The sequence below is a fragment of the Flexivirga aerilata genome, assembly GCF_013002715.1.
In the GTDB taxonomy this organism is placed as follows: domain Bacteria; phylum Actinomycetota; class Actinomycetes; order Actinomycetales; family Dermatophilaceae; genus Flexivirga; species Flexivirga aerilata.
On the sequence record NZ_JABENB010000001.1, the window covers coordinates 145774 to 166550 of the forward strand.

A 20777-nucleotide genomic window follows, 5' to 3' on the forward strand; every position below is an offset into this window, starting at 1 on the left:
CTGTGCAGCGCCATACTTACATAGCGATCGCTAAGCTGGCTAGAGTTTGCGTCAGAAAGGAGCGCGATGACCACGAAAACGGCCGACTGGCGGGTCTACCCCGCCGCCGAGCTCACCCCGATCCTCGCCGCGTCGCTGACCGAGTTTGCCGAGCACGGGTATAACGGCACCTCCGTCCGCTCGATCGCCGGCCGCGTCGGAGTGACGGTGCCCGCGCTCTACTACCACCACGAGAACAAGCAGGCGCTGCTCGTCGCGCTGCTCGACCAGGCGATGGAGCTGATCACCAGCCACAGCGAGGCAGCGGCTGCGGAGGCCGGTGACGATCCTCGCCGGCGCCTCGGCGCGATCGTCGAGGCGATCGTGCACTACATGGTGCAGTGCCGTGACCTGGCCTTCCTCAACTCCGAAATGCGCTCTCTCACAACGGAAAACCGAGCGCGCTACGTCGCGCAACGCGACCGGGTCGACCGGTTGCTGTGCGACACCATCCAGGCCGGCATCGACGACGGGAGCTTCGGCGTTCCGTGGGCCAGCGACGCCACCCGCGCCATATTGTCGATGTGTCAGGGCATCGCCGGCTGGTACGACCCGGCCGGAACCGAAACACCGCAGGTCATCGCCGACCGCCACGTGCACCTCGCACTGGCGATGGTGGAGGCCGGCGGCCCCCGCCTCACCGAAGGAGCGAAGAAGGCATGAAAGGTCTGTCCGGAAAGACCGCGATCGTCACCGGCGCGAGCCGCGGCATCGGGTTCGCCGTCGCACAGCGGCTCGTGGAGGAGGGCGCGAACGTCGTCATCACCGCCCGCAAGGAGGACGCCCTCGCCGAGGCGGCTCGCTCCCTCGGCGACCGCGCGCGCTACGTCGCCGGCAAGGCCGACGACCTGGCGCACCAGGACGAGGTCATCGCCGCAGCGCTCGACGCCTTCGGCAGCCTCGACTTGATGGTCAACAACACCGGCATCAACCCGGCGTACGGCCCGCTGATGAACATCGACACCGGCGCGGCCCGAAAGATCATGGAAGTCAACGTGATTGCGGCCCTGTCCTGGGTCCAGAAGATCCAGGCGGCCTGGCAGCGGGAGCACGGCGGCGCGATCGTCAACATCGCCTCGGTCGCCGGGCAGCGACCCGCGCCGGGCATCGCGATGTATGGCGTCAGCAAGGCCGCGCTGATCCATCTCACCGAGGAGCTCGCCTACGAACTCGGCCCGAAGGTGCGGGTCAACGCGGTCGCCCCGGCCGTGGTCAAGACCGACTTCGCCAAGGCTCTCTACGACGGCAAGGAGGAGCAGGTGGCTGCGCCATACCCGTTGAAGCGGCTGGGCGTGCCCGACGACATCGGCAGCGTGGTGGCCTTCCTGCTCTCCGACGACGCGGGCTGGATGACCGGACAGACGCTGACGATCGACGGCGGTGTCCTGCTGAACGGCGGTGCGGGATGAGTGACGCTCCGGAGCGTCGTGAGCTTCCCGGCCTCGATCTCGAGCGGCTGCAACGGTTTCTGGCCGAGGAAGCACCGACGCTCTTCGACGGTCCGCTGACCGGTGAGGTGATCGCCGGCGGCAAGTCCAACCTCACCTACATCGTCACCGACGGCACGACGGAGGCCGTCGTGCGCCGGCCTCCGCTCGGCCACGTGCTCGCGACCGCCCACGACATGGGCCGGGAGCATCGGGTGATGGCGGCCCTCGCCGACACTCCGGTGCCGGTGCCGACGATGTATGCCGAGTCGACGGACACCGACGTGATCGGTGCGCCGTTCTACGTGATGGAGCGGGTGCAGGGCACGCCCTACCGCACGGCCGAGGAGCTCAATCCCCTGGGTCCGCAACGGGTTCGGGCGATCGCCGACGACGTCACCGACACGCTCGTCGCGCTCCACGCGGTCGAGCCGGCCGCGGTCGGGCTCGGCGACTTCGGTCGCCCGGACGGCTACCTCGAGCGCCAGGTGCGCCGCTGGCGCAAACAACTGGACGGCTCGCGCAGCCGCGAGCTCGCCGGCGAGCAGGAGCTGCACGAGCGGCTCGCCTCCTCGATCCCCGCGCACAGCGACGCGACGATCGTGCACGGCGACTACCGCATGGACAACACCCTGGTCGACGCCAACGACAAGGTCACCGCCGTGCTCGACTGGGAAATGGCGACTCTCGGCGATCCCCTCGCCGACGTGGCGCTGATGCTGGTCTATCAGTCGCTCGCCGAGTTCGCACCGCACGCCGTTTCGACCGTGTCGCAGGCGACCGGGCACCCGAGCCGCGCGGAGATCGTGCAGCGCTACGGCGAGAAGTCGGGCCGGGACGTGAGCCATCTGGCGTTCCACGAGGCCCTCGCCTTCTACAAGCTCGCCGCGATCCTCGAGGGCATCTATTACCGGCATCAGCAGGGGCAGACCGTCGGCGCCGGTTTCGAGCAGATCGGTGAGTCGACCGAGCCGCTGATCGCGGCGGGGCTTGCCGTCATACAGGACTATTCGGCGAAAAATTGAGGAGTGCCAATGGATTTCGGCTACGACGAGAAGACTGAGGAGCTGCGCGGCCGAGTGCGTGCCTTCCTCGACGACGAGGTCACGCCGGCGGAGCCGGTCTTCGACGAGCAACTCGCCGCACAGCCCGACCCCTGGGCGTGGAGCACCGTCCCGGTGCTGGAGGAGCTCAAGGACAAGGCAAAGTCGCAGGGCCTGTGGAACCTCTTCCTGCCCGGTGACAAGGGCGCCGGTCTGACCAATCTGCAGTATGCGCCGCTCGCCGAGATCCTCGGGCGTTCCACGTTGGCGTCGGCCACGATGAACTGCGCTGCGCCGGACACCGGCAACATGGAGGTGCTCAACGAGTTCGGCACCCCGGAGCAGCAGGAGCAATGGCTGAAACCGTTGTTGGCCGGGGAGATTCGCTCCTCGTTCGCCATGACGGAGCCGGACGTCGCCTCATCGGACGCGACCAACATCGGGACCCGGATCGAGCGCGACGGTGACGAATATGTGATCAACGGTCGCAAGTGGTGGATCACCGGCGCGATGGACCCCAACGCCAAGATCTTCATTGTGATGGGCAAGACCGACCCCTCCGCCGAGCGTCACCGGCAGCAGTCGCAGATCCTGGTGCCGCGCGACACCCCCGGCCTGACGATCAAGCGGGGGATGACGGTCTACGGCTACGACGACGCCGACCACGGTGGTCACGCCGAGTTGGAGTTCACCGACGTGCGCGTGCCGGCGAGCAACCTGATCGGCGACGAGGGTTCGGGCTTCGCGATCGCGCAGGCCCGTCTCGGGCCGGGCCGCATCCACCACTGCATGCGCTCGATCGGCTTGGCGGAGAAGGCAATCGAGCTGATGTGCGAGCGCGCGGACGGCCGCACCGCGTTCGGCCGGCCGCTCAGTGAGCAGGGGGTGATCCGCAATTGGATCGCCGAGTCGCGGGTCAAGCTCGAGCAGCTGCGGCTGCTGGTGCTCAAGACCGCCTGGCTGATGGACACCGTCGGCAACAAGGGTGCGCACACCGAGATCCAGGCGATCAAGATCGCGACGCCGGAAACCGTGCAGTGGATCCTCGACAAGGCGATCCAGACGCACGGCGCCGGCGGTCTGTCGCAGGACTTCCCGCTCGCCCGGGCGTATGCCGGCATCCGCACGCTCCGCTTCGCCGACGGCCCGGACGAGGTGCACAAGGCCTCGCTCGCGCGGCGGGAGCTGCGGCGGCAGGCGGCCGAGCGCGAGGGCCGCGCCAACTGACCCGCGACTGACGGCTCCCTCGCCGAGCGACGGTCCCACCCGACCGTCGCTCGGCGCATGGACCGTCACTCGGCGTGCCGGGCGGCTTGGCGGCAAGCTCCTGCGCGACGAGGGGGACCACCCGCGGGTGGTCCCCCTCATGTCGTGCGGCGTGGCCGGCCGCTCAGTCGCGGTCGCGGTCGAGCTCGAACCCGAGCCGGCGCGCGGTGCGCTGCCGCATCCGGCCGGCCCGCAGCCGCTGCAGTCGCTTGACGAGCATCGGGTCGTGGCGCAGCGCGGCGGGAGTGTCGATGATCGCGTTGAGCACCTGGTAGTAGCGGGTGGAACTCATGTCGAAGGTCTCGCGGATGGCCTGCTCCTTGGCGCCCTGGAGCTTCCACCAGTTGCGCTCGAAGGACAGAATCGCGGCATCGCGGTCGCTCAGCTCGGCGTCACCGGTCGGCATCACCTGCTGGTCGGCGGCAGCCATGCGGAAATCCCTTCGTCGTGGTCGATGTCCGGCCACGATGATATGCCCGAATCACAACGATGTCATTCCGGCAAGCACCCGCATCGGCATGTCGTGGCGGATGTGACTGGAGTGATCTGGGGCGGTCACTTCGGGCCGGGGACGTCCCGCATCGTGCGCACCGCGAGGAGCGGTGTGCCGCGCAGCCACAAGGCCTCGGCCGCCCCGAGCACCCCGCCGGTGACGATCGCCGGGCCGATGCCGATCACCGACCCGGCCGCCCCGCAGATGAGGGCCGCCGCAGCGCGAGGAGACTCTCACGTCATACGGCGTGGCGGCAAGGTGGACTTGTCACGTGGGGATGGCACTTGTCACGTGAAGGCGGACTTGTCACGTGGAACGGGACTTGTCACGTCAACTAGGGACTTGTCACGTGCTGCAGCACGTGACAAGTCGCCAAATCGTGGACACGTCCCCTGACCGTGGACAAGTTCCGAAATCGTGGACAAGTCCCAAAATCGCGGACGAGTCGCCTACTCCATCGAGTCGAGGATCGCCGCGATGTCCTCGGTGCTGGTGTTGGGGTTGACCACCGCGAAACGGGCGAGCGTCTCGCCGTTGTGGGAGGTGGGTACGACGAACGCCGACTGCTCCTCCAGCAGCTTGTCCGACCACGCCTGGTAGTCCTGCGAGCTCCAGCCGGTCCGGCGGAAGACCACCACCGACAGGTCCGGCTCGCGCACCAGCTCCAGATAGGGGCGTTGCTCGATCTGGTCGGCGGCGAAGCGGGCGACCGACAGGGTGTGCTCGATCGCCTCGGTGTAGGCGTCGGTGCCGTTGGCCACGAGCGAGAACCAGAACGGCAGACCACGGGCCCGGCGGGTCAGCCCGATCGAGTAGTCGGTCGGGTTCCAGTCGGGTGCCTCGGTCAGCACGTCGAGGTATGACGCGTGCTGCGTGTGCGCGGCGCGAGCGAGCGCCGGCTCGCGGTAGAGCAGCGCACAGCAGTCGAACGGCGCGAAGAGCCACTTGTGCGGGTCGACGATGAAGGAGTCGGCGCGCTCGACCCCGGCGTACTTGTCGCGGACGCTCGGTGCGGCGAGGCCGGCTCCGCCATACGCGCCGTCGACGTGGAACCAGATGCCGAACTCCTCGCACACGTCGGCCACCGACTGGAGGTCGTCGATGATGCCGAGGTTGGTCGTGCCCGCGGTGGCGACGACCGCGAAGAACGTCTCCGGGCCGTGCTCGACGATCGCCTTGCGCAGGTTGTCGCCGGTCAGCCGCAGGTCGTCGTCGACCGGCACCTGCACCAGCTCGGCGTCCATGACTTCGCAGGCCGACTGGATCGAGGAGTGCGAGCCCACTGTCGCAGCCACCCGAAAAGGCCTGGTGTTGTTACGTGCTCGGGCAGTCGCCCGCGCGGCGACGAGCGCCGAGAGGTTGCCGATCGTGCCGCCCTGCACGAACGCCCCGCCTGCCGACTCGGGCAGCCCCGCGAGGTTTGCGATCCAGCGCAACGCCTGGTTCTCGGCATACACGGCGCCGGCGCCCTCGAGCCAGGACCCGCCATAGATCGACGACGCACCGACCACGAGGTCGAACATCGCGGCCTCGCGCGTGGGCGCGCACGGGATGAAGGACAGGTAGCGCGGGTGGTCGGTCGACAGGCAGGCCAGCGCCAGCTCGTCCTCGAAGAGCCGAAGGGCAGCCTGCCCGCCCATGCCCTGCGCCGAGATCGCGCCGCCGGCAACGGATTCGAGTTCGCTCTCGGTGCGCGGGGCGTCGAGCGGCACCGGGTCGAGCGCGAGTCGGTCGGCGGCATACTTGAGGATCGCCTCGCCGAGTTGCGAGGTCTCTTCGGTGAACCTGTGCACCCGCGAAGTCTAGGACCCCTGGGCGCCCTCCGAGACCGCCTGGTTAGCTGGACGTATGACGGTGCGACCCCTGCAGGAACTCGTCCACCCGTCCTGGCTGCCGGTGCTCGAACCGGTCGCCGACAAGGTCACCGCGTGCGGCGAGTTCCTCCGCGAGGAGGTCGCATCCGGCAACGGCTACCTGCCCAGCGGGGACAAGGTGCTGCGGGCGTTCGGGCAACCACTCGATGACGTGCGCGTGCTGATCGTCGGCCAGGACCCCTACCCCACTCCCGGCCACGCCGTCGGCCTGTCCTTCTCGGTCGCGCCCGACGTCACCCCGATCCCGCGCAGCCTGCAGAACATCTACCAGGAGCTCGCCAACGACCTCGGCTGTGCGCGGCCGACATCCGGCGATCTGTCGCCGTGGGCGGACCGGGGCGTGCTGCTGCTCAACCGGGTGCTCACCGTGCGCGCCGGCAAGCCGGCCAGCCACCGCGGCAAGGGCTGGGAGCACGTCACCGCCGCCGCCATCAACGGGCTCGTCGCCCGCGGCGGGCCGCTCGTGGCGATCCTCTGGGGGCGCGACGCACGCAGTCTTGCACCCCACCTCGGGCAGGTGCCGTATGTCGAAAGCGCCCACCCCTCACCGCTGTCCGCACATGCCGGCTTCTTCGGCTCCCGGCCGTTCAGCCGGGTCAACCAGCTGCTGACCGAGCAGGGAGCCGAGCCGATCGATTGGAGTCTGCCGTGAACCCGGCACCGCGCCACTGGGAGAGATTCGTCGCGATCGGTGACTCGTTCACCGAGGGCATGGTCGACCCGTCGCCCACGAGGACGGATGAGTATGTCGGATGGGCGGATCGTCTCGCCGCCTGCCTCGCTGACCGAAACGCTTCTGCCGGAAAGGATTTCGGCTACGCCAACCTGGCAATCCGGGGCAAGCTTCTCGCCGATGTCACCGGGCGCCAGCTGCAGGGCGCGCTGGAGCTGCAGCCGGACCTGATCAGCATCGTCGCCGGCGGCAACGACTGCCTGCGCCCGAAGGCCGACCTCGACGCCCTCGCCGACGAGCTCGAAGGTGCTGTGGCCACGGCGCGCGCGACCGGCGCGGATGTGTTGCTGTGCAGCAGTTTCGACCCGTCCGCCGCGCCGCTGGTGCGCAAGGCGCGGCCGCGTGCCGCCATACACAGTGCGAATGTGTGGGCCATCGGCCAGCGGCACGGCGCGTATGTCGTCGACCTCTGGACCCTGCGGTCGTTGCGGGACCCTCGGATGTGGGGCATCGACCGGCTGCACCTGTCGACCCAGGGACATCAGCGGGTGGCGGCGCAGGCCGCGTGGACGCTCGGGCTGCGAGAGGGGGACCGTGACTGGGCGGTGCCCCTGCCGCCCGCTCCGCCGCTCGGCCGGCTCGAGGCCGCGCGCGGGCACGCCACCTGGGCGCGCGAATATCTCGCGCCGTGGCTGCAACGACGGCTGCAGGGGCGCAGCTCCGGCGATGGTCGATCGGCCAAACGCCCTCAGCTCCAACCGTTCTCGCCGGAAGAGGCCGTCCATGACTGACAACCGCGGCGCCTTGATGGCCGCCGAGATCGCTGAGCAGCCGCAGATGCTGGAGCGCGTCCTCAGCAGCCAGCAGGGCGTGCTCGCACCAGTGGTGCAGCGGCTGCGCGACTACAACCCGCACACCGTGCTGCTGGTCGCGCGGGGCACGTCGGACCACGCGGCGCTCTACGCGAAATATCTGATCGAGACCCGGCTCGGCCTGCCCGCCGGGCTGGTCTCCACCTCCGCCTACACCGTGTACGACGAATCTCCGCACCTGCAGGGCGTGGTGTGGATCGCGGTCAGCCAGTCCGGCGGCTCCCCCGATCTCGCGCAGTCGACCAGGGCGGCACGCCAATCCGGTGCGCTGACAATCAGTCTCACCAACACCGAGTCGTCGGCGGTGCAGGATGCGGCCGAGATCGCGCTCCGCCTCGACGCCGGGGAGGAGCGCTCGGTCGCGGCCACCAAGACCTACACCGCGAGCCTGCTCTGGTTGTGGCTGCTGGTCGAGACCTGGGCCGGCGGGGACACCTCCGCGGCCGACCCGGTGCCGCGGTGGGCGGCCGAATCATTGGACCTGCCGACAGTGCCCGAGGTCGCCTCCCGCTACCGCTTCGTCGACAAGCTGGTGACGACGTCGCGCGGGTTCGCCTACCCGACGGCGCGCGAGTCGGCGTTGAAGCTGATGGAGACCTGTTATCTGTCGGCGCACGCCTTTTCGGGTGCCGACCTGATGCACGGGCCGCTCGCGATGATCGACGAGGACCGGCCGGTCATCGCGATCGTCCCGGAGGGTCGCGGCGGAGCCGCCCTCGAACCAGTGCTCACCTCCCTGCGCGAACGCGGCGCCGATGTCTGCGTCGTGGGTCCGTCTGCGGTGCAAGGAAACTCGCCGATCTCGATCACCCTGCCGAGCGGCATGCCGGAGCAGCTCGCGCCGATCGCACAGATCATCCCGCTGCAGCAGCTGGCGCGGCTGATGGCGTTGTCCCGCGGGTACGACCCGGACCACCCACGCGGCCTGCGCAAGGTGACCGAGACCCACTGACCGGGGACGACGCGGAGCGCGGGGATCCGGACCGCACGGCCGGAGCGCACGCCCTGACCGCACGCCCGGCAAAAGTCGACCCTCGGCATACATCCACGCCGCGACGCACCGGATTATCGGCGCGTTGGTGTGCCGAGGGTCGACTTTTGCCGGACGCCGAGGGTACAGAAATGCCGGCCGCCCGCGCCCGTCGACGGTCCAGAAGTGCCGGCCGCGTGGGTCCAGAACGCCCGCCGGCGACGCCCGCCGGCGCTGCCCCCGGCGCTTTCGCTACTGCGCGAGCTCGGCCGTGATCGCGGCGACGAAAGTGTCGATGTCGGCCTCGGTGGTGTCGAAGGTGCACATCCACCGCACCTCGCCGGTCGACTCGTCCCAGAAGTAGAACTTGAACTTCTCCATCAACCGCAGCGAGACCTCGCGCGGCAGGATCGCGAAGACCGCGTTGGCCTGCACGGGACGCGGCACCGTCAGGCCCGGCAGCCCGCGCACGGCCTCGGCGAGCCGCTGCGCCATCGCGTTGGCGTGGGTTGCGTTGCGCAGGTAGAGATCTCCCGACAGCAGGGCGATCAGCTGGGCCGAGACGAAGCGCATCTTCGAGGCGAGCTGCATCGACTGCTTGCGCAGAAACTTCACGCCCCGCACGCGGTCGGGGTTGAGCACGACGATGGCCTCGCCGACCATCAGACCGTTCTTCGTGCCGCCGAAGGACAAGATGTCGACGCCGGTGTCGGAGATCAGCTCCTGGAACGAAACTCCAAGAGTGGCAACGGCATTCGACAGCCGCGAGCCGTCGACGTGGAGGGCCCAACCTTGCTGGTGCGCGTAGTCGGCAATCGCCCGGATCTCGTCGATCGTGTATGCCGTGCCGAGCTCGGTGGTCTCGGTGATCGACACCACGCCCGGCTGGGCGAAGTGCTCGTCCCCCATACGGTCGGGCACGGTGCGCAGCAGGTCCGGAGTGAGCTTGCCGTCCGGGGTGTCGATCACGTGCAGCTTGAGCCCGGCGACCTGCTCCGGCGCGCCGCCCTCGTCGACGGTGATGTGCGCCGTCGAGGTGCAGATCACCGACTCCCACCGGTGGGTAACCGATTGCAGCGCAACGACATTGGCGCCGGTGCCGTTGAACACCGGGAACGCCTCGGCCTGCGGGCCGAAGTGGTCCCGGAAGACATCCTGGAGCCGCTCGGTGTAGACGTCGTCGCCGTAGGCGGTCTGGTGACCGTCGTTGGCGGCGGCGATCGCGGCGAGCACCTCGGGGTGGATGCCGGAGTAGTTGTCACTGGCGAACCCGCGCAGCGCAGGGTCGTGCAGCGGCTGGGGTGCGGTGTCTGGCGTCGTCACGGCTTCATCGTCTCAATCGACCCGTTGACCTCGTCGGCCGGCCGATCGAACAGCTGGACCATCCAGGTCGCGAGCTCGGCGACCGGGGTGAATTTCTTGTAGCCGTCGGGCTTTTCGGCCTGCATTGCCGGGGTGACGAGCGCCAGGATGCGCACGATCGCAGCGGCCGCGTCGGTGTCCTTGTATGACGCGGCGACGCTCCGCAGCCACATCTCTGCGCCGGCCTTGGCGGTCAGGTAGGCCGCGTTGGTCGCACTCGGCTTGTCCAGCCCGGTGGTGGAGACGATCGCCATCCGGCCGCGTGGGGACTTGCCGATCGGCTCGTGCAGCGCGCGTGTGGCGTGTTGCAGAGTGCGAATCAGGTTGGCCTGCAAGAACTCCCAGTCGGCGAGGTCGCCCTCGACGATGCCCCTGCCGCCGCGCCAGCCGCCGACCAGGTGGAGGAGGCCGTCGACGCGACCGTGCTGCCGCACCAGCTCGGCACCCCATTCGACGGTGGCCGGCTCGTCGAGCAGGTCGACGACCGAGGCGATCACGCGATCGGGTGCGATGGCAACGACCTCGTCGAGGCGCTTCCGGTCGCGTCCGGCCGCGATCACGGTGGCCCCGGCGGCGGCCAGCGCCTCGACCGTCGGGCGGCCGAGGTCGCCGGCGGCGCCGGTCACGACGACGACGGAACCCTGCAGGGTGCTCATGCGGGTGCTCATGCGGCGGCGGGTTCGGGAGTGGCGGTGGTGATGCCGGCGGTGGAGTCGATCACGTCCTTCATCTTCTTACGCAGCGCTTCGTAGAAGACGTTCAGGGGGAACTCGTCCGGCTGCACGAGGTTGGTCAGCTCCTTGACCGGTCCGTCGAGCGGGAGCGCCGAGGCGCCCTTGGCCCAGGTCGAGGCGGGGTGCGGCGCGACATACGAGCTGACGAACTCGTAGGCGGCGAGCCAGTGTCCGACCCGCGAGCGGTCGATGCCGCTGCGGTAGAGGCGTTCGACGTCCTCGCAGAGTGCGACGACGACCTCGGGCACCCGGCGCCAGTCGAAGGACAGCTTGTTGTCGGTCCAGTGCAGCGCGTTGTTCTTGTGCAGGTAGGCGAACATCAGCTGGCCGCCGAGCCCGTCGTAGTTGCGCACCCGGTCACCGGTGATCGGGAAGCGGAAGAGCCGGTCGAAAAGGATTGCCAACTGGACGGATCGGGCGTAGGGCTGCCCTTCGGCCTCGAGCGCAACCGCCTGGCGGAAGGTGTTGAGGTCGCAGCGCAGCTCCTCCAGCGCGTACATCCAGAACGGCATCCGCTGCTTGATCATGAACGGGTCGAAGGGCAGGTCGCCGTGGCTGTGGGTGCGGTCGTGGATCAGGTCCCACATCGCGAAGGTCGACTGCGCGAGCTGCTGCGACGCGATGAGGCGTTCGCCGTCCGGCGGCAGCTGCAGCGACAGCAGCTCGGAGGCGGCGCTGACGACGCGGCGGAAGCGGGCACCTTCGCGGTCGCAGAAGATCGCGCCCCAGTGAAACTTCGGAACCTCGCGCATGGCAACGGTTTCCGGGAAGAGCACCGCGGAGTTGGTGTCGTAGCCGGGGGTGAAGTCGATGAAGTTGACCGGCAGGAACATCGGGTTGTCGTAGGTCTGCTCGACCTGCGCCAGCCAGTCGGGCCAGGCGACGGTGATCAGCAGCGCCTCGAAGACCCGGTCGAGGTTTCCGTTCTGGGTGTACATCGGGAAGACGACCAGGTGCTCGGTGCCGTCGGCGCGCGACTGATCGGGGCGGAAGAGCACGAGCGAGTCGAGGAAGTCGGGCACCCCGAAACCACCGTCGACCCACTTGGCGAAGTCGGCCGGCAGGGCGTCGAGGTAGGCGGCGTCGTGCGGGAATCGCGGTGCCAGTGCTGCGATTTCGCCGACGATGGTCTGCACCAGCTCGGCCGCGCGGGCGTGCGACTGCTCGTCGGGGATCGAGCCGTCCTTGACCTGCAGCAGGCGCAGCTCCTCGACGGCGGCCTTCAGCGAGGCCCACTCGTCGGTGCGCTCGACGCCGGACCCCAGCGGGGTGACGCCGGTCTGCGGCCGGCGACCGGCGGCGGCCCAGGTGACCAGGTTGGTCCAGAAGCGACGGTGGTCGAGCTCGTCGATCGAGTCGTCGCCGACCAGGTCGGAGTCGGCCAGCACGACGACGCGGCCTGCGCCATACGGGAGGGCGACGGCGAGTGGCTGCCGGGCGGGGTATGCCGTGTCGCTGGTCCGCGCGAGCACCTGCGCGCCGAGCGCCGCGGAGGCGTCGAGCACGCCGGCGCGGTAGAAGCACAGCTCGTCGACGCCGGCGAGCAGGCCCTGGCCGAGGCCGCCCTCGACATGCGCGAGCACCCAGGTGGCGTTGTCGTGGAAGCGGCGGCCGCCATCGCGGGACTCGTGGACGGTCGTGCTCACGACGCGGACGCCGAAGCGGGCGAGCAGCTCGCTGACGTTGTTGCCGTAGGTGTCCTGGTCGCATTCGGCGAGGACGACGAGGCCGCCGCCCTGTTCGACGTACTGCACGACCGTGTCGATCTCGGCCTCGTCGAAGACCGGCGGCAGATCGCCGGTGACGCGCTCGGCCTGCTCACCGGCGAGGTGGTCGATCACCAGCACGTCGGCGCCGGCGAGCGCGGCGTCGTCGATGCGGCCGGTGTCGTGGCCGGTCACCTCGAAGCCGCGGGCGCGCAGGGCGTCCGCGGCGAGCTCGAGCGAAGAGTCGGCCGGGTTGGCGGGGTTCATCCGCGCGGCGGTCTCCCGGCGCAGCGCCCATGCGCTGCTGTGTGCCTGCTCGACCACGACCTTCGGGAAGACGCTCATATCGGCCACCTCTTTCGCTCTCCGTCGGAAATTTTGCCGCCCGGTTCATCGTAGGCAGTAAATCTTGCGGTCGCCAACCCGGGTGCGCTTGGGCGTGTGACCCGCATTACGCTCCCTCGTATGCCGGTCGAACGCGTCCTTCCCACCTCCGATGCCGCCGACCTGATCGAACTCACCCAGGAGATCGCGCGTCGCGAACTCGCGCCCAAGGTCGAGCAGGCGGAGGCCTCGGCCACTCCTCCGCGGGAGGTCTTCCGCACTCTCGGCCGGGCGGGTCTGCTGTCGCTGCCCTACCCGGAGGAGTTCGGCGGGGGAAGCCAGCCCTACGAGGTCTACCTGCAGGTGGTCGAGGAGATCGCCGCCGCGTGGATGAGCGTCGCGGTCGGCGTCTCGGTGCACTCGCTGACGGTGTTCCCGGTCGACAAGTTCGGCACCGACAGCCAGCGCAAGACGCTGCTGCCGGACATGCTCGGCGGCGAATACCTCGGCGCCTATTGCCTTTCCGAACGCGAGGCCGGCTCGGACATCGCGAGCATGCGCACCCGCGCGACGATCGGCGACGACGGCAGCGCCACGGTGAGCGGCACCAAGAGCTGGATCTCGCACGCCGGGGAGGCCGACTACTACACGTCGTTCCTGCGCACCGATGACACCGGCGGCAAAGGGATCTCGTGCTTCGTGGTGCCGGCTGACGCCCCAGGCCTGAGCTTCGGCTCACCCGAGCGCAAGATGGGGCTCGACGGCGACCCGGTGGCCGAGGTGCACTACGAGAAGGTGCCGGTCGCGGCCGACCAGATGATCGGCGGGCGCGGGCAGGGTATGCCGATCGCGCTCGCCGCACTGGATGCCGGTCGCCTCGGGATCGCTGCTGCCGCAACGGGATTGGCTCAGTCCGCCGTGGAGCTGGCTGCGTCATACGCCATGGAGAGGGTGCAGTTCGGGCGGCCGGTCGCGGACAACCAGGGCCTGACCTTCCTGCTCGCCGACATGGACGCGGCGACGGCTGCGGCGCGGGCGACGTATCTGCACGCGGCGCGGCTGAAGGACGCCGGCCGGCCGTACAGCAAGGAGGCGGCGATCGCGAAGCTGGTCGCGACCGATGCCGCGATGAAGGTGACGACCGACGCGGTGCAGGTGCTCGGTGGTGCCGGCTACACCAAGGACTTCCCCGCCGAGCGCTTCATGCGCGAAGCCAAGGTCGCCCAGATCTTCGAGGGCACCAATCAGATTCAACGACTTGTCATTTCGCGGCAGCTGCTGCGTCAGGTCGGCAACGGAAAGGGCAGCAACGCATGAAGATCGACAACCAGACCGTGGCGCTGGTGACCGGCGGGGGCTCCGGCCTCGGCGAGGCGACCGCGCGGCGGCTGCACGATGCCGGCGCCTCCGTCGTGCTGCTCGACCTGCCGTCGTCGGCCGGCCCGCAGGTCGCCGAATCCCTCGGTGAGCGTGCGCGATTCGTCGCCGCCGACGTCACCGACGAGCAGCAGGTGCAGGCGGCCGTCGACGCCGCAACCGAGCTCGGCACCCTCCGCATCGTGGTCAACTGCGCGGGGATCGGCACGCCGGGACGGGTGATCAGCAAGCGCGGTGTCCTGCCGCTGGAGGACTTCCGCAAGGTCATCGAGGTCAACCTGATCGGCACGTTCAACGTGTTGCGGCTGGCGGCGGCCGCGATGGTCGGCAACGAGCCGATCGACGGTGACCGCGGGGTGATCGTGATGACCGCGTCCATCGCCGCGTACGACGGGCAGATCGGCCAGGCGGCATACGCCTCGTCAAAGGGCGGCATCGTCGGCCTCACGCTGAGCGCGGCACGCGACCTGGCAGACAAGGGGATTCGCGTCGTCACGATCGCGCCCGGCACGTTCGAGACCCCGATGCTCGCCGGCCTGCCGAACGACGTGAAGTCGGTGCTCGAGGCTCAGGTGCCGCACCCGTCCCGCCTCGGGCAGCCGGCCGAATACGGGTCGCTCGTCGCCCACATCGTCGACAACCCGATGCTCAACGGCGAGGTCATCCGCCTCGACGGCGCGCTCCGCATGCCGCCCCGCTGACCCGACCCGGGCTGGTCGAGTAGCGGCGAGGAACGAACCGCGTATCGAGACCACCCCGCGGAGGCGCTGGTCGAGTAGCGGCGAGGAACGAACCGCGTATCGAGACCACCCCGCGGGCAGGGCTGGTCGAGTAGCGGCGAGGCACGAGCCGCGTATCGAGACCACCCCGCAGGTCTCGATATGCCTCCCCCGCTACGCTCCTCCGGCTACTCGACCAGCGGGTTCTCGAACTCCGGCTACTCGACCAGCGGGTACATGAGTTGGCGCGTCAGGCCTGGGACGACTTCTGCCAGAGGTTGATCCCCTCGTCGACCGCGTGCCGGTCGATCTTCTTCAGCTCGTCCTCACTGAAATCGAGGTTGTCGAGCGCACCGAGGCTGTCCTCGAGTTGCTGCACGCTGGAGGCACCGATCAGCGCCGAGGTGACCCGCTTGTCGCGCAGCACCCAGGCGATCGCCATCTGTGCGAGCGTCTGACCACGCTTCTTCGCGATGCGGTCCAGCGCCCGGATGTGCTTCAGGGCCTCATCGCTAAGCATCTTCGGATCGAGTGACTTGCCCTGCGCGGCACGGGAGCCGTCCGGCACTCCCTTGAGATACTTGTTGGTCAGCATCCCCTGCGCGAGCGGCGAAAACGCAATGCAGCCAACGCCGTTCGCACCCAACACGTCGAGCAGATCCTCCTCGACCCACCGGTTGAGCATCGAGTATGACGGCTGGCTGATCAGCAGCGGCGTGCCCATCTCACGCAGGATCCGCACCGCTTCCCTGGTGCGCTCCCCGCTGTAGGAGCTGATCCCGACATACAGCGCCTTGCCCTGTCGCACGGCCGTGTCGAGCGCACCGAGCGTCTCCTGCAGCGGCGTGGTCTCGTCGAAGCGGTGGCTGTAGAAGATGTCGACGTAGTCGATGCCCATCCGCTGCAGGGACTGGTCGAGCGAGGCCAGCAGGTATTTGCGCGACCCGCCGCCCTGGCCGTACGGCCCCGGCCACATGTCGTAGCCGGCCTTGCTGGAGATGATCAGCTCGTCGCGGTAGCGCTTGAAATCCTGAGCGAAGATCGTGCCGAAGTTGCGCTCGGCCGAGCCGTATGGCGGGCCGTAGTTGTTGGCCAGGTCGAAGTGTGTGACACCGAGGTCGAACGCCCGGCGCAGCACCGCTCGCTGCCGGTCCAGTGGCACGTCGTCCCCGAAGTTGTGCCACAGGCCGAGCGAGATCGCCGGCAGGTCCAATCCACTTGTGCCGCAACGGCGGTAGACCATGTCGTCGTACCGGCGCTGATCTGCTTGGTAGTCGTCCACACGAAAAGTCACCGCAATATTCAATCGCACGGCCGCGGCCGGTGGGGTCCGGTCCGCCGCAACGATTCGTCCCGGCCCGACGCCGCCCGGTAACATCGTGCCCGCTCCGGACCGACCGTCAGGCCCTCCGCAGCATGCCGGTGTAGCTCAGTTGGTAGAGCGCTTCACTTGTAATGAAGATGTCGCGGGTTCGACTCCTGTCACCGGCTCCGCAGTCTGCGCGCATGCGCAACACTGACCCCATCGACACCACGACCCGCCCCGACACCCACGGCCCCGGCCCGAGCCGGCTGCGGCCGTGGACGTTCGTGATCGCGTTCGGCGTGGTGAGCCTCCTCGCGGACATGGTCTACGAGGGCGCGCGCAGCATCATCGGCCCCTATCTCGCGACCCTCGGTGCGTCGGCGGCGGTCGTCGGACTCGTAGCCTGCGCAGGCGAATTCATCGGATACGGCCTCCGCGTCATCTCCGGGTATGCCGTGGGCCGCACTCAGCGCTACTGGACCTGGACGATCCTCGGCTACGCGCTCACCGTGCTGAGCGTGCCGCTGATCGGGGTGACCAGCGCCGTCATACCGGCCCTGCTGCTCTACGGCACCGAACGCCTCGGCAAAGCGGTGCGGTCCCCCGCCAAGGACACCCTGCTGTCCTACGCGTCCGCCGGCACCGGCCGAGGCAGCGCGTTCGGGGTCCACCAGGCGCTCGACCAGACCGGCGCCGTCGCCGGGCCGCTGTTGCTGGCCGCCGTGCTCGCCTGGCGTGAGGGGGACTACCGGCTGGCCTTCGGCGTGCTGATCGTCCCCGGCCTCACGGTGCTGGCTGTGCTCTTCTGGCTGCGGCGCCGCGTGCCCGACCCGACCGTCTACGAGGACGAGGCCCGCAGTGCGGCGCCGGCGAAACCCGACACACCCCTCGACGACGGCCGGCTGCCACGCCGCTTCTGGTCCTACACCGCGCTGGTCGGGCTGCTCTCCTGCGGCGTCGCGTCCTTCCCACTGCTGGCCTTCCACGCGCAGACGCAGGGCCTGCTGACCGACGCACAGGTGCCGCTGCTCTTCGCCGCGGCGATGGTCGTCGACGGCGCGACGGGCCCGATCGTGGGCCGGCTGTATGACGCGCGCGGCCCGATCGTGTTGCTCGCGGTGCCGATCGCGGCCGGCCTGTCCGCGATCGCCTTCACCGACAACGCCGTGCTCGTCTGGGTCGGCGTAGCCATCTGGGGCGTGGTCAACGGCGTGCTCGACTCGACGGTGAAGGCGGTGGTCACCGAGCTCGTCCCCACCACCCGGCGCGCGGTCGCGTTCGGCTGGCTCGCGCTCTTCCGCGGGGCCTCGCTGCTGGTCGCGGGCGGCGTGCTCGGCTTCCTCTACGACCGCGGCCGCGTCGCGACCATCGTGGTGATCCTCGCCGCCAACCTGGTCGCGCTCATCGGACTTGCTCCGTTGCTGCGGCGCTTGCAGCCTGCTCGATCCGGGTGACTGTCGCCGCCCCGGCGCCGCTCAATCTGGCACCGCAACCACCCACCGGCCGTCGTCACTCAACCACCGATCCAGCCTGAGACCGACCCGGGCCAGATCGGCGCCGAGCTGCTCGTCGTCGAGCACCCGGGTGGTGTAGGCGTGCTCCCACCGCCGCCCGCCCAGGGTGTATGCCGCCCGCACGGCCACCAGGTCGGTCCCGGCTGCCGGCATCACCGCCACTTCGCTCACGACGCCACCACCCAAATCGGTTCGCCCGCTTGCGGTTTCGACCCATTCACGGGTGTAGCGCTGCACCAGGACCACCCCGGTTGTGGCGACGTGCGCCCGGCAGGTCGTGAGGAGCTCAGCCCGCTTGTCGTCGTCGGGCACGTTGACCAGGTGAGAGGCGAGCAACACCGCGTCGAACCGGCGCCCCAGCCGCAGGTCCTCGATCGTCGAACGCACCGTCTCAGCACCCTCGATCAGGTCCAGCATGTCGGGCGGCTCGTCCACCGCGGTGACCGAATATCCAGCAGCGACAAGCGGATGCGCCAGGCGACCCACACCCGCGCCGAGGTCGAGGACCGACCCACCTGCCAGGATCGCCGACGACAGAAGCTCTGGGATTGCGCCGGCCGGCAGCGCAGACCAGAGTTCGACCGGGCAGCCGTCGGGCGTCATACGGCCAGGACCGTGGCCGGTCACATGCGAGTGCCGCGGGCTCATGCGACCCGCTCCGATCGGCTCGCCCGCTGCCACGGCCAGGTCATCAGTGCCCAGAGGACCACCAGCACGACCGCCTCGACGCCGAGGTAGACCGGCCACGGGCCCATGTAGTCCAGCACCGAGCCGGAGTCGGGTTTGCGGTTGAGGAAGCCGAAGTTGGTGCCCGCCAGCGCATTGAAGATCATCGCGAGCGCCGCCCAGGCGACGGTCGCGAGCAGCGCGCACCGATAGTCCCGCCACGTCGGGCGCATCCGCCGACCCCACGCCAGGTAGATCGCGGTCCACACCAGGAAGAGGTGCAGCAGGAAGAAGCTGACGAACGTGCTGTCCGGGAAGTCACCGCTGTCGAGGTCGGGGGTGATCAGCGCCTGCGATCCGAGCACGAGCGCCCAGAAGTAGGTCAGCCCGAACGCCCAGTGCCGACCCGACCAAAGCGCATACGCCGCAACGATTTCCGAGACATCACTCAGCTGCAGCGGAAGCTCCGACAACGTCGCCCGCTGCATCAGCTTGTCGACGGCGCCGGCGACGAACGTCACCGCGAACACCCCTGCCGCGGCCCGCGAGAAGACCCGCGCCTGACGCTCCGACTGCCGTCGGCCGAGCCACACCAGCCCGCACGCGCCGACCGCGAAGACGGCGAGCACGACCAGGTGCGAGGTGCCGAACGTTGCAAACTCGCGCTGCGCCATACCGACAGCTTCGGTCATCGGCGATGAGTTTCCCAGCAACCCGCGGTCTGATCGGGTATGACGCAGACCCCCGCCCGCCGCGTCCTACTCTTCACGATCTGCTCGCTCGACGGCGCCGTCGACGACCCGACGCGCGGCTTCCCGGCCGAGACCGACGGCCCGGCACCGCCGTCATACGACGAGGTGATGATCGAGCAGGAACTGAAACTGATCGAGCGCCAGGACGTCGTGCTCCTCGGTCGCGGCATGTATGACGAGTGGTCCCGCTACTGGCCGACGTCGGATGCCCAGCCGTTCGCCGACTTCATCAACGGCGTCCGGAAGTATGTCGTCACCTCTCGCCCGCTGGACCGCGACTGGGGTGACACGACCGCGGTTTCCGGTCCGCTGCCCGACCTCGTGGGCGAGCTCAAGGCACTTCCCGGCACCGGCGACATTGGGGTCCACGGCAGCATCACCCTCGCCCAGTCGCTGCTCGCCGAAGGACTGGTCGACGAACTGCAACTGGCGGTCGCGCCGGTGCTCGACCCGGTCGGCCGCCGGCTGAGCGACGGCCTGGGCGACCTGAGCCGCTTCGAGCTGGTCGACTGCGTCCGCGCGCCGTCGGGCGGCCTGTGGCTCACCTACCGGCCCGCGGCGGTATGACGGGAGCCGTCTCCGGCATACGAAACGGCGACGGGCGCCGGCGATCCGCGAAGGATCGGCCGGCGCCCGCGCACGTCAGGGCGAAAGGTCACATGCCCTTGGAGTTGAGGTACTGCTGCAACGCCATGACCGTGCGCGCGTTGAACTGCGACGCACCGTCGCGCGGCACACCGAGGTAACGCTGCATGGCGGCCGTGGTGATCGGACCGATGATGCCGTCCTGGTTGACCCCGAGCCGGGCCTGCAGGGCGATGACGGTCCGCGCGTTGTAGTAGTTGGCGCCGTCCTGCCGGATGCCGAGCCAGTGCTGGGTGGAGCGGGTGGTCAGCGGGCCGACGATGCCGTCGATGACGAGCGCGCGGTTGGTGCTGCGGGAGACCGGCGGCTGCGGAGTCGGGGTCGGCTTCGGCGTCGACACCGGGCCGCTGCCGTCGACGCGCACGGCGAGGCCGTTGGCGCGGGTGAGACCGGCATACTTCGAGCACACCGGCCACGCACCCGGGCCCTGCACGGCAAGGGTCTTCTGCGCGATCAGGATCTGCTGGTCGCGGGTGGCGTACTGCGCGCTGGACGCGTACTGACCGCCGCCGAAGCCGAGCCAGGTCTGCTGGGTGAACTGCAGCCCGCCGTAGAAGCCGTTGCCGGTGTTGATCGACCAGTTGTTGCCCGACTCGCACGTCGCGACACGGTCCCAGACGTTCCAGGGCGTGTCGGCCTTCGCGTGCGACGCGGTGGCGAGGCCGGTGCCGACCGTGGCGCTGGACGCCATCACGACACCCATCGCGCGACGACCCGCGGTGAACGGGCGCGCGACCTTGTGACGAGGTTGGTACGACAAGATCAAAGTCCTTTCTGACGAACGCCTGCGGGGTCAGCTGTCGGGTTCGGGCGCGTGAGCCGCCGGCCGGTGGTCGGCCGTGTCATCAGCTCTCCGCACCACGAGCAACGAGTCGTCGGTGCGGGTGCCCGGCCGGTAGGTGCCGGCTTCACCCCAAGGCGGGCAGGTGCCCGCCGTAGTTGGGTCCCCCGCCCTCTACGTCCGGCATTCGGGGTATGCCGGTCGTTGCGCCCACAAGGTTCGGCGTCCGGGCGC

General features: G+C 69.3%; 21 protein-coding genes, 1 tRNA gene and 1 riboswitch. Of the genes, 12 read left to right on the forward strand and 10 right to left on the reverse strand.

All coding sequences use genetic code 11. From position 1 onward, the window contains the following. The first annotated feature begins 66 nt into the window (after positions 1 to 66). From HJ588_RS00700 to HJ588_RS00715, 4 genes are read left to right on the forward strand one after another with little or no spacing between them, the layout of a single operon-like run. Positions 67 to 702 carry a TetR/AcrR family transcriptional regulator gene (locus HJ588_RS00700; protein WP_171151005.1) on the forward strand — a complete coding sequence of 212 codons (636 nt, stop codon included), beginning with the start codon at positions 67 to 69 and terminating at the stop codon, positions 700 to 702. After that, a complete protein-coding gene (locus HJ588_RS00705) occupies positions 699 to 1448 on the forward strand; it encodes an SDR family oxidoreductase (protein WP_171151007.1) in 750 nt (249 codons plus the stop codon). Before HJ588_RS00700 ends, HJ588_RS00705 begins: the two co-directional genes overlap by 4 nt. Next, positions 1445 to 2491: a phosphotransferase family protein gene (locus HJ588_RS00710; protein ID WP_171151009.1), complete on the forward strand. Its 1047-nt coding sequence runs from the start codon at positions 1445 to 1447 to the stop codon at positions 2489 to 2491. The genes HJ588_RS00705 and HJ588_RS00710 overlap by 4 nt, the downstream gene beginning before the upstream one ends. A gap of 9 nt (positions 2492 to 2500) precedes the next feature. Next, positions 2501 to 3736 (forward strand): acyl-CoA dehydrogenase family protein, encoded by a 1236-nt coding sequence (locus HJ588_RS00715; RefSeq protein WP_171151011.1) that lies wholly within the window; start codon positions 2501 to 2503, stop codon positions 3734 to 3736. Between the two features lie 163 nt (positions 3737 to 3899). Here HJ588_RS00715 and HJ588_RS00720 read toward each other — a convergent pair whose 3' ends face one another. The 3 genes from HJ588_RS00720 to HJ588_RS00725 all read right to left on the reverse strand — a co-directional run bounded on the left by HJ588_RS00720 (position 3900) and on the right by HJ588_RS00725 (position 6061). Next, a complete protein-coding gene (locus HJ588_RS00720) occupies positions 3900 to 4205 on the reverse strand; it encodes a DUF3263 domain-containing protein (RefSeq protein WP_171151013.1) in 306 nt (101 codons plus the stop codon). A gap of 125 nt (positions 4206 to 4330) precedes the next feature. Next, positions 4331 to 4453 (reverse strand): hypothetical protein, encoded by a 123-nt coding sequence (locus tag HJ588_RS19680; RefSeq protein ID WP_281358785.1) that lies wholly within the window; start codon positions 4451 to 4453, stop codon positions 4331 to 4333. A 264-nt stretch (positions 4454 to 4717) separates the two neighbouring features. After that, a complete protein-coding gene (locus tag HJ588_RS00725; RefSeq protein ID WP_171151015.1) occupies positions 4718 to 6061 on the reverse strand; it encodes an aminotransferase class V-fold PLP-dependent enzyme in 1344 nt (447 codons plus the stop codon). 55 nt (positions 6062 to 6116) lie between these two features. Here HJ588_RS00725 and HJ588_RS00730 point away from each other — a divergent pair, with 55 nt between their 5' ends. The 3 genes from HJ588_RS00730 to HJ588_RS00740 are packed head-to-tail and all read left to right on the forward strand — an operon-like array spanning position 6117 to position 8639. After that, entirely contained in the window at positions 6117 to 6794 is a 678-nt protein-coding gene (locus HJ588_RS00730; RefSeq protein WP_171151017.1) for a uracil-DNA glycosylase, read from the forward strand. Next, a complete protein-coding gene (locus HJ588_RS00735; RefSeq protein WP_171151019.1) occupies positions 6791 to 7606 on the forward strand; it encodes a GDSL-type esterase/lipase family protein in 816 nt (271 codons plus the stop codon). Before HJ588_RS00730 ends, HJ588_RS00735 begins: the two co-directional genes overlap by 4 nt. Then, positions 7599 to 8639: an SIS domain-containing protein gene (locus tag HJ588_RS00740; protein ID WP_171151021.1), complete on the forward strand. Its 1041-nt coding sequence runs from the start codon at positions 7599 to 7601 to the stop codon at positions 8637 to 8639. The genes HJ588_RS00735 and HJ588_RS00740 overlap by 8 nt, the downstream gene beginning before the upstream one ends. 270 nt (positions 8640 to 8909) lie before the next feature. Here the strand turns inward: HJ588_RS00740 and HJ588_RS00745 are convergent, their stop codons facing one another. Genes HJ588_RS00745 through HJ588_RS19860 form a run of 3 tightly spaced genes read right to left on the reverse strand, consistent with a single transcriptional unit; the run spans position 8910 to position 12804 of the window. After that, positions 8910 to 9980 (reverse strand): beta-eliminating lyase-related protein, encoded by a 1071-nt coding sequence (locus HJ588_RS00745; RefSeq protein ID WP_171151023.1) that lies wholly within the window; start codon positions 9978 to 9980, stop codon positions 8910 to 8912. Next, positions 9977 to 10675 (reverse strand): SDR family NAD(P)-dependent oxidoreductase, encoded by a 699-nt coding sequence (locus HJ588_RS00750; RefSeq protein WP_246241730.1) that lies wholly within the window; start codon positions 10673 to 10675, stop codon positions 9977 to 9979. Before HJ588_RS00750 ends, HJ588_RS00745 begins: the two co-directional genes overlap by 4 nt. Positions 10676 to 10683: 8 nt before the next feature. After that, entirely contained in the window at positions 10684 to 12804 is a 2121-nt protein-coding gene (locus HJ588_RS19860; protein ID WP_171151026.1) for a DUF6421 family protein, read from the reverse strand. Between the two features lie 120 nt (positions 12805 to 12924). Here HJ588_RS19860 and HJ588_RS00760 point away from each other — a divergent pair, with 120 nt between their 5' ends. Beyond that, positions 12925 to 14100: an acyl-CoA dehydrogenase family protein gene (locus tag HJ588_RS00760; RefSeq protein WP_171151028.1), complete on the forward strand. Its 1176-nt coding sequence runs from the start codon at positions 12925 to 12927 to the stop codon at positions 14098 to 14100. Next, positions 14097 to 14861 (forward strand): 3-hydroxyacyl-CoA dehydrogenase, encoded by a 765-nt coding sequence (locus HJ588_RS00765; RefSeq protein ID WP_171151031.1) that lies wholly within the window; start codon positions 14097 to 14099, stop codon positions 14859 to 14861. Before HJ588_RS00760 ends, HJ588_RS00765 begins: the two co-directional genes overlap by 4 nt. A gap of 268 nt (positions 14862 to 15129) precedes the next feature. Here the strand turns inward: HJ588_RS00765 and mgrA are convergent, their stop codons facing one another. After that, on the reverse strand, positions 15130 to 16173 hold the full coding sequence (gene mgrA / locus HJ588_RS00770) for an L-glyceraldehyde 3-phosphate reductase (protein ID WP_343036535.1): 1044 nt from the start codon (positions 16171 to 16173) through the stop codon (positions 15130 to 15132). A gap of 124 nt (positions 16174 to 16297) precedes the next feature. Here mgrA and HJ588_RS00775 point away from each other — a divergent pair. Further along, a tRNA-Thr gene (locus HJ588_RS00775) sits at positions 16298 to 16370 on the forward strand. Positions 16371 to 16385: 15 nt separating this feature from the next. After that, a complete protein-coding gene (locus HJ588_RS00780) occupies positions 16386 to 17639 on the forward strand; it encodes an MFS transporter (protein ID WP_171151035.1) in 1254 nt (417 codons plus the stop codon). 21 nt (positions 17640 to 17660) lie between these two features. On the opposite strand, the gene HJ588_RS00785 is transcribed toward HJ588_RS00780, so the two are convergent. Next, complete coding sequence (locus tag HJ588_RS00785; protein ID WP_171151037.1) at positions 17661 to 18302, reverse strand: class I SAM-dependent methyltransferase; 642 nt, start codon at positions 18300 to 18302, stop codon at positions 17661 to 17663. Between the two features lie 41 nt (positions 18303 to 18343). Next, a complete protein-coding gene (locus HJ588_RS00790; protein ID WP_212755234.1) occupies positions 18344 to 19057 on the reverse strand; it encodes a YwaF family protein in 714 nt (237 codons plus the stop codon). Positions 19058 to 19096: 39 nt separating this feature from the next. On the opposite strand from HJ588_RS00790, the gene HJ588_RS00795 reads away from it, so the two are divergent. After that, positions 19097 to 19684, forward strand: a complete 588-nt coding sequence (locus HJ588_RS00795) for a dihydrofolate reductase family protein (RefSeq protein ID WP_171151040.1) — start codon at positions 19097 to 19099, stop codon at positions 19682 to 19684. A gap of 88 nt (positions 19685 to 19772) precedes the next feature. Here the strand turns inward: HJ588_RS00795 and HJ588_RS19685 are convergent, their stop codons facing one another. Further along, positions 19773 to 20522: a transglycosylase family protein gene (locus HJ588_RS19685; protein ID WP_281358786.1), complete on the reverse strand. Its 750-nt coding sequence runs from the start codon at positions 20520 to 20522 to the stop codon at positions 19773 to 19775. Between the two features lie 5 nt (positions 20523 to 20527). Beyond that, positions 20528 to 20739: riboswitch (cyclic di-AMP (ydaO/yuaA leader) on the reverse strand. Positions 20740 to 20777 lie beyond the last annotated feature (38 nt).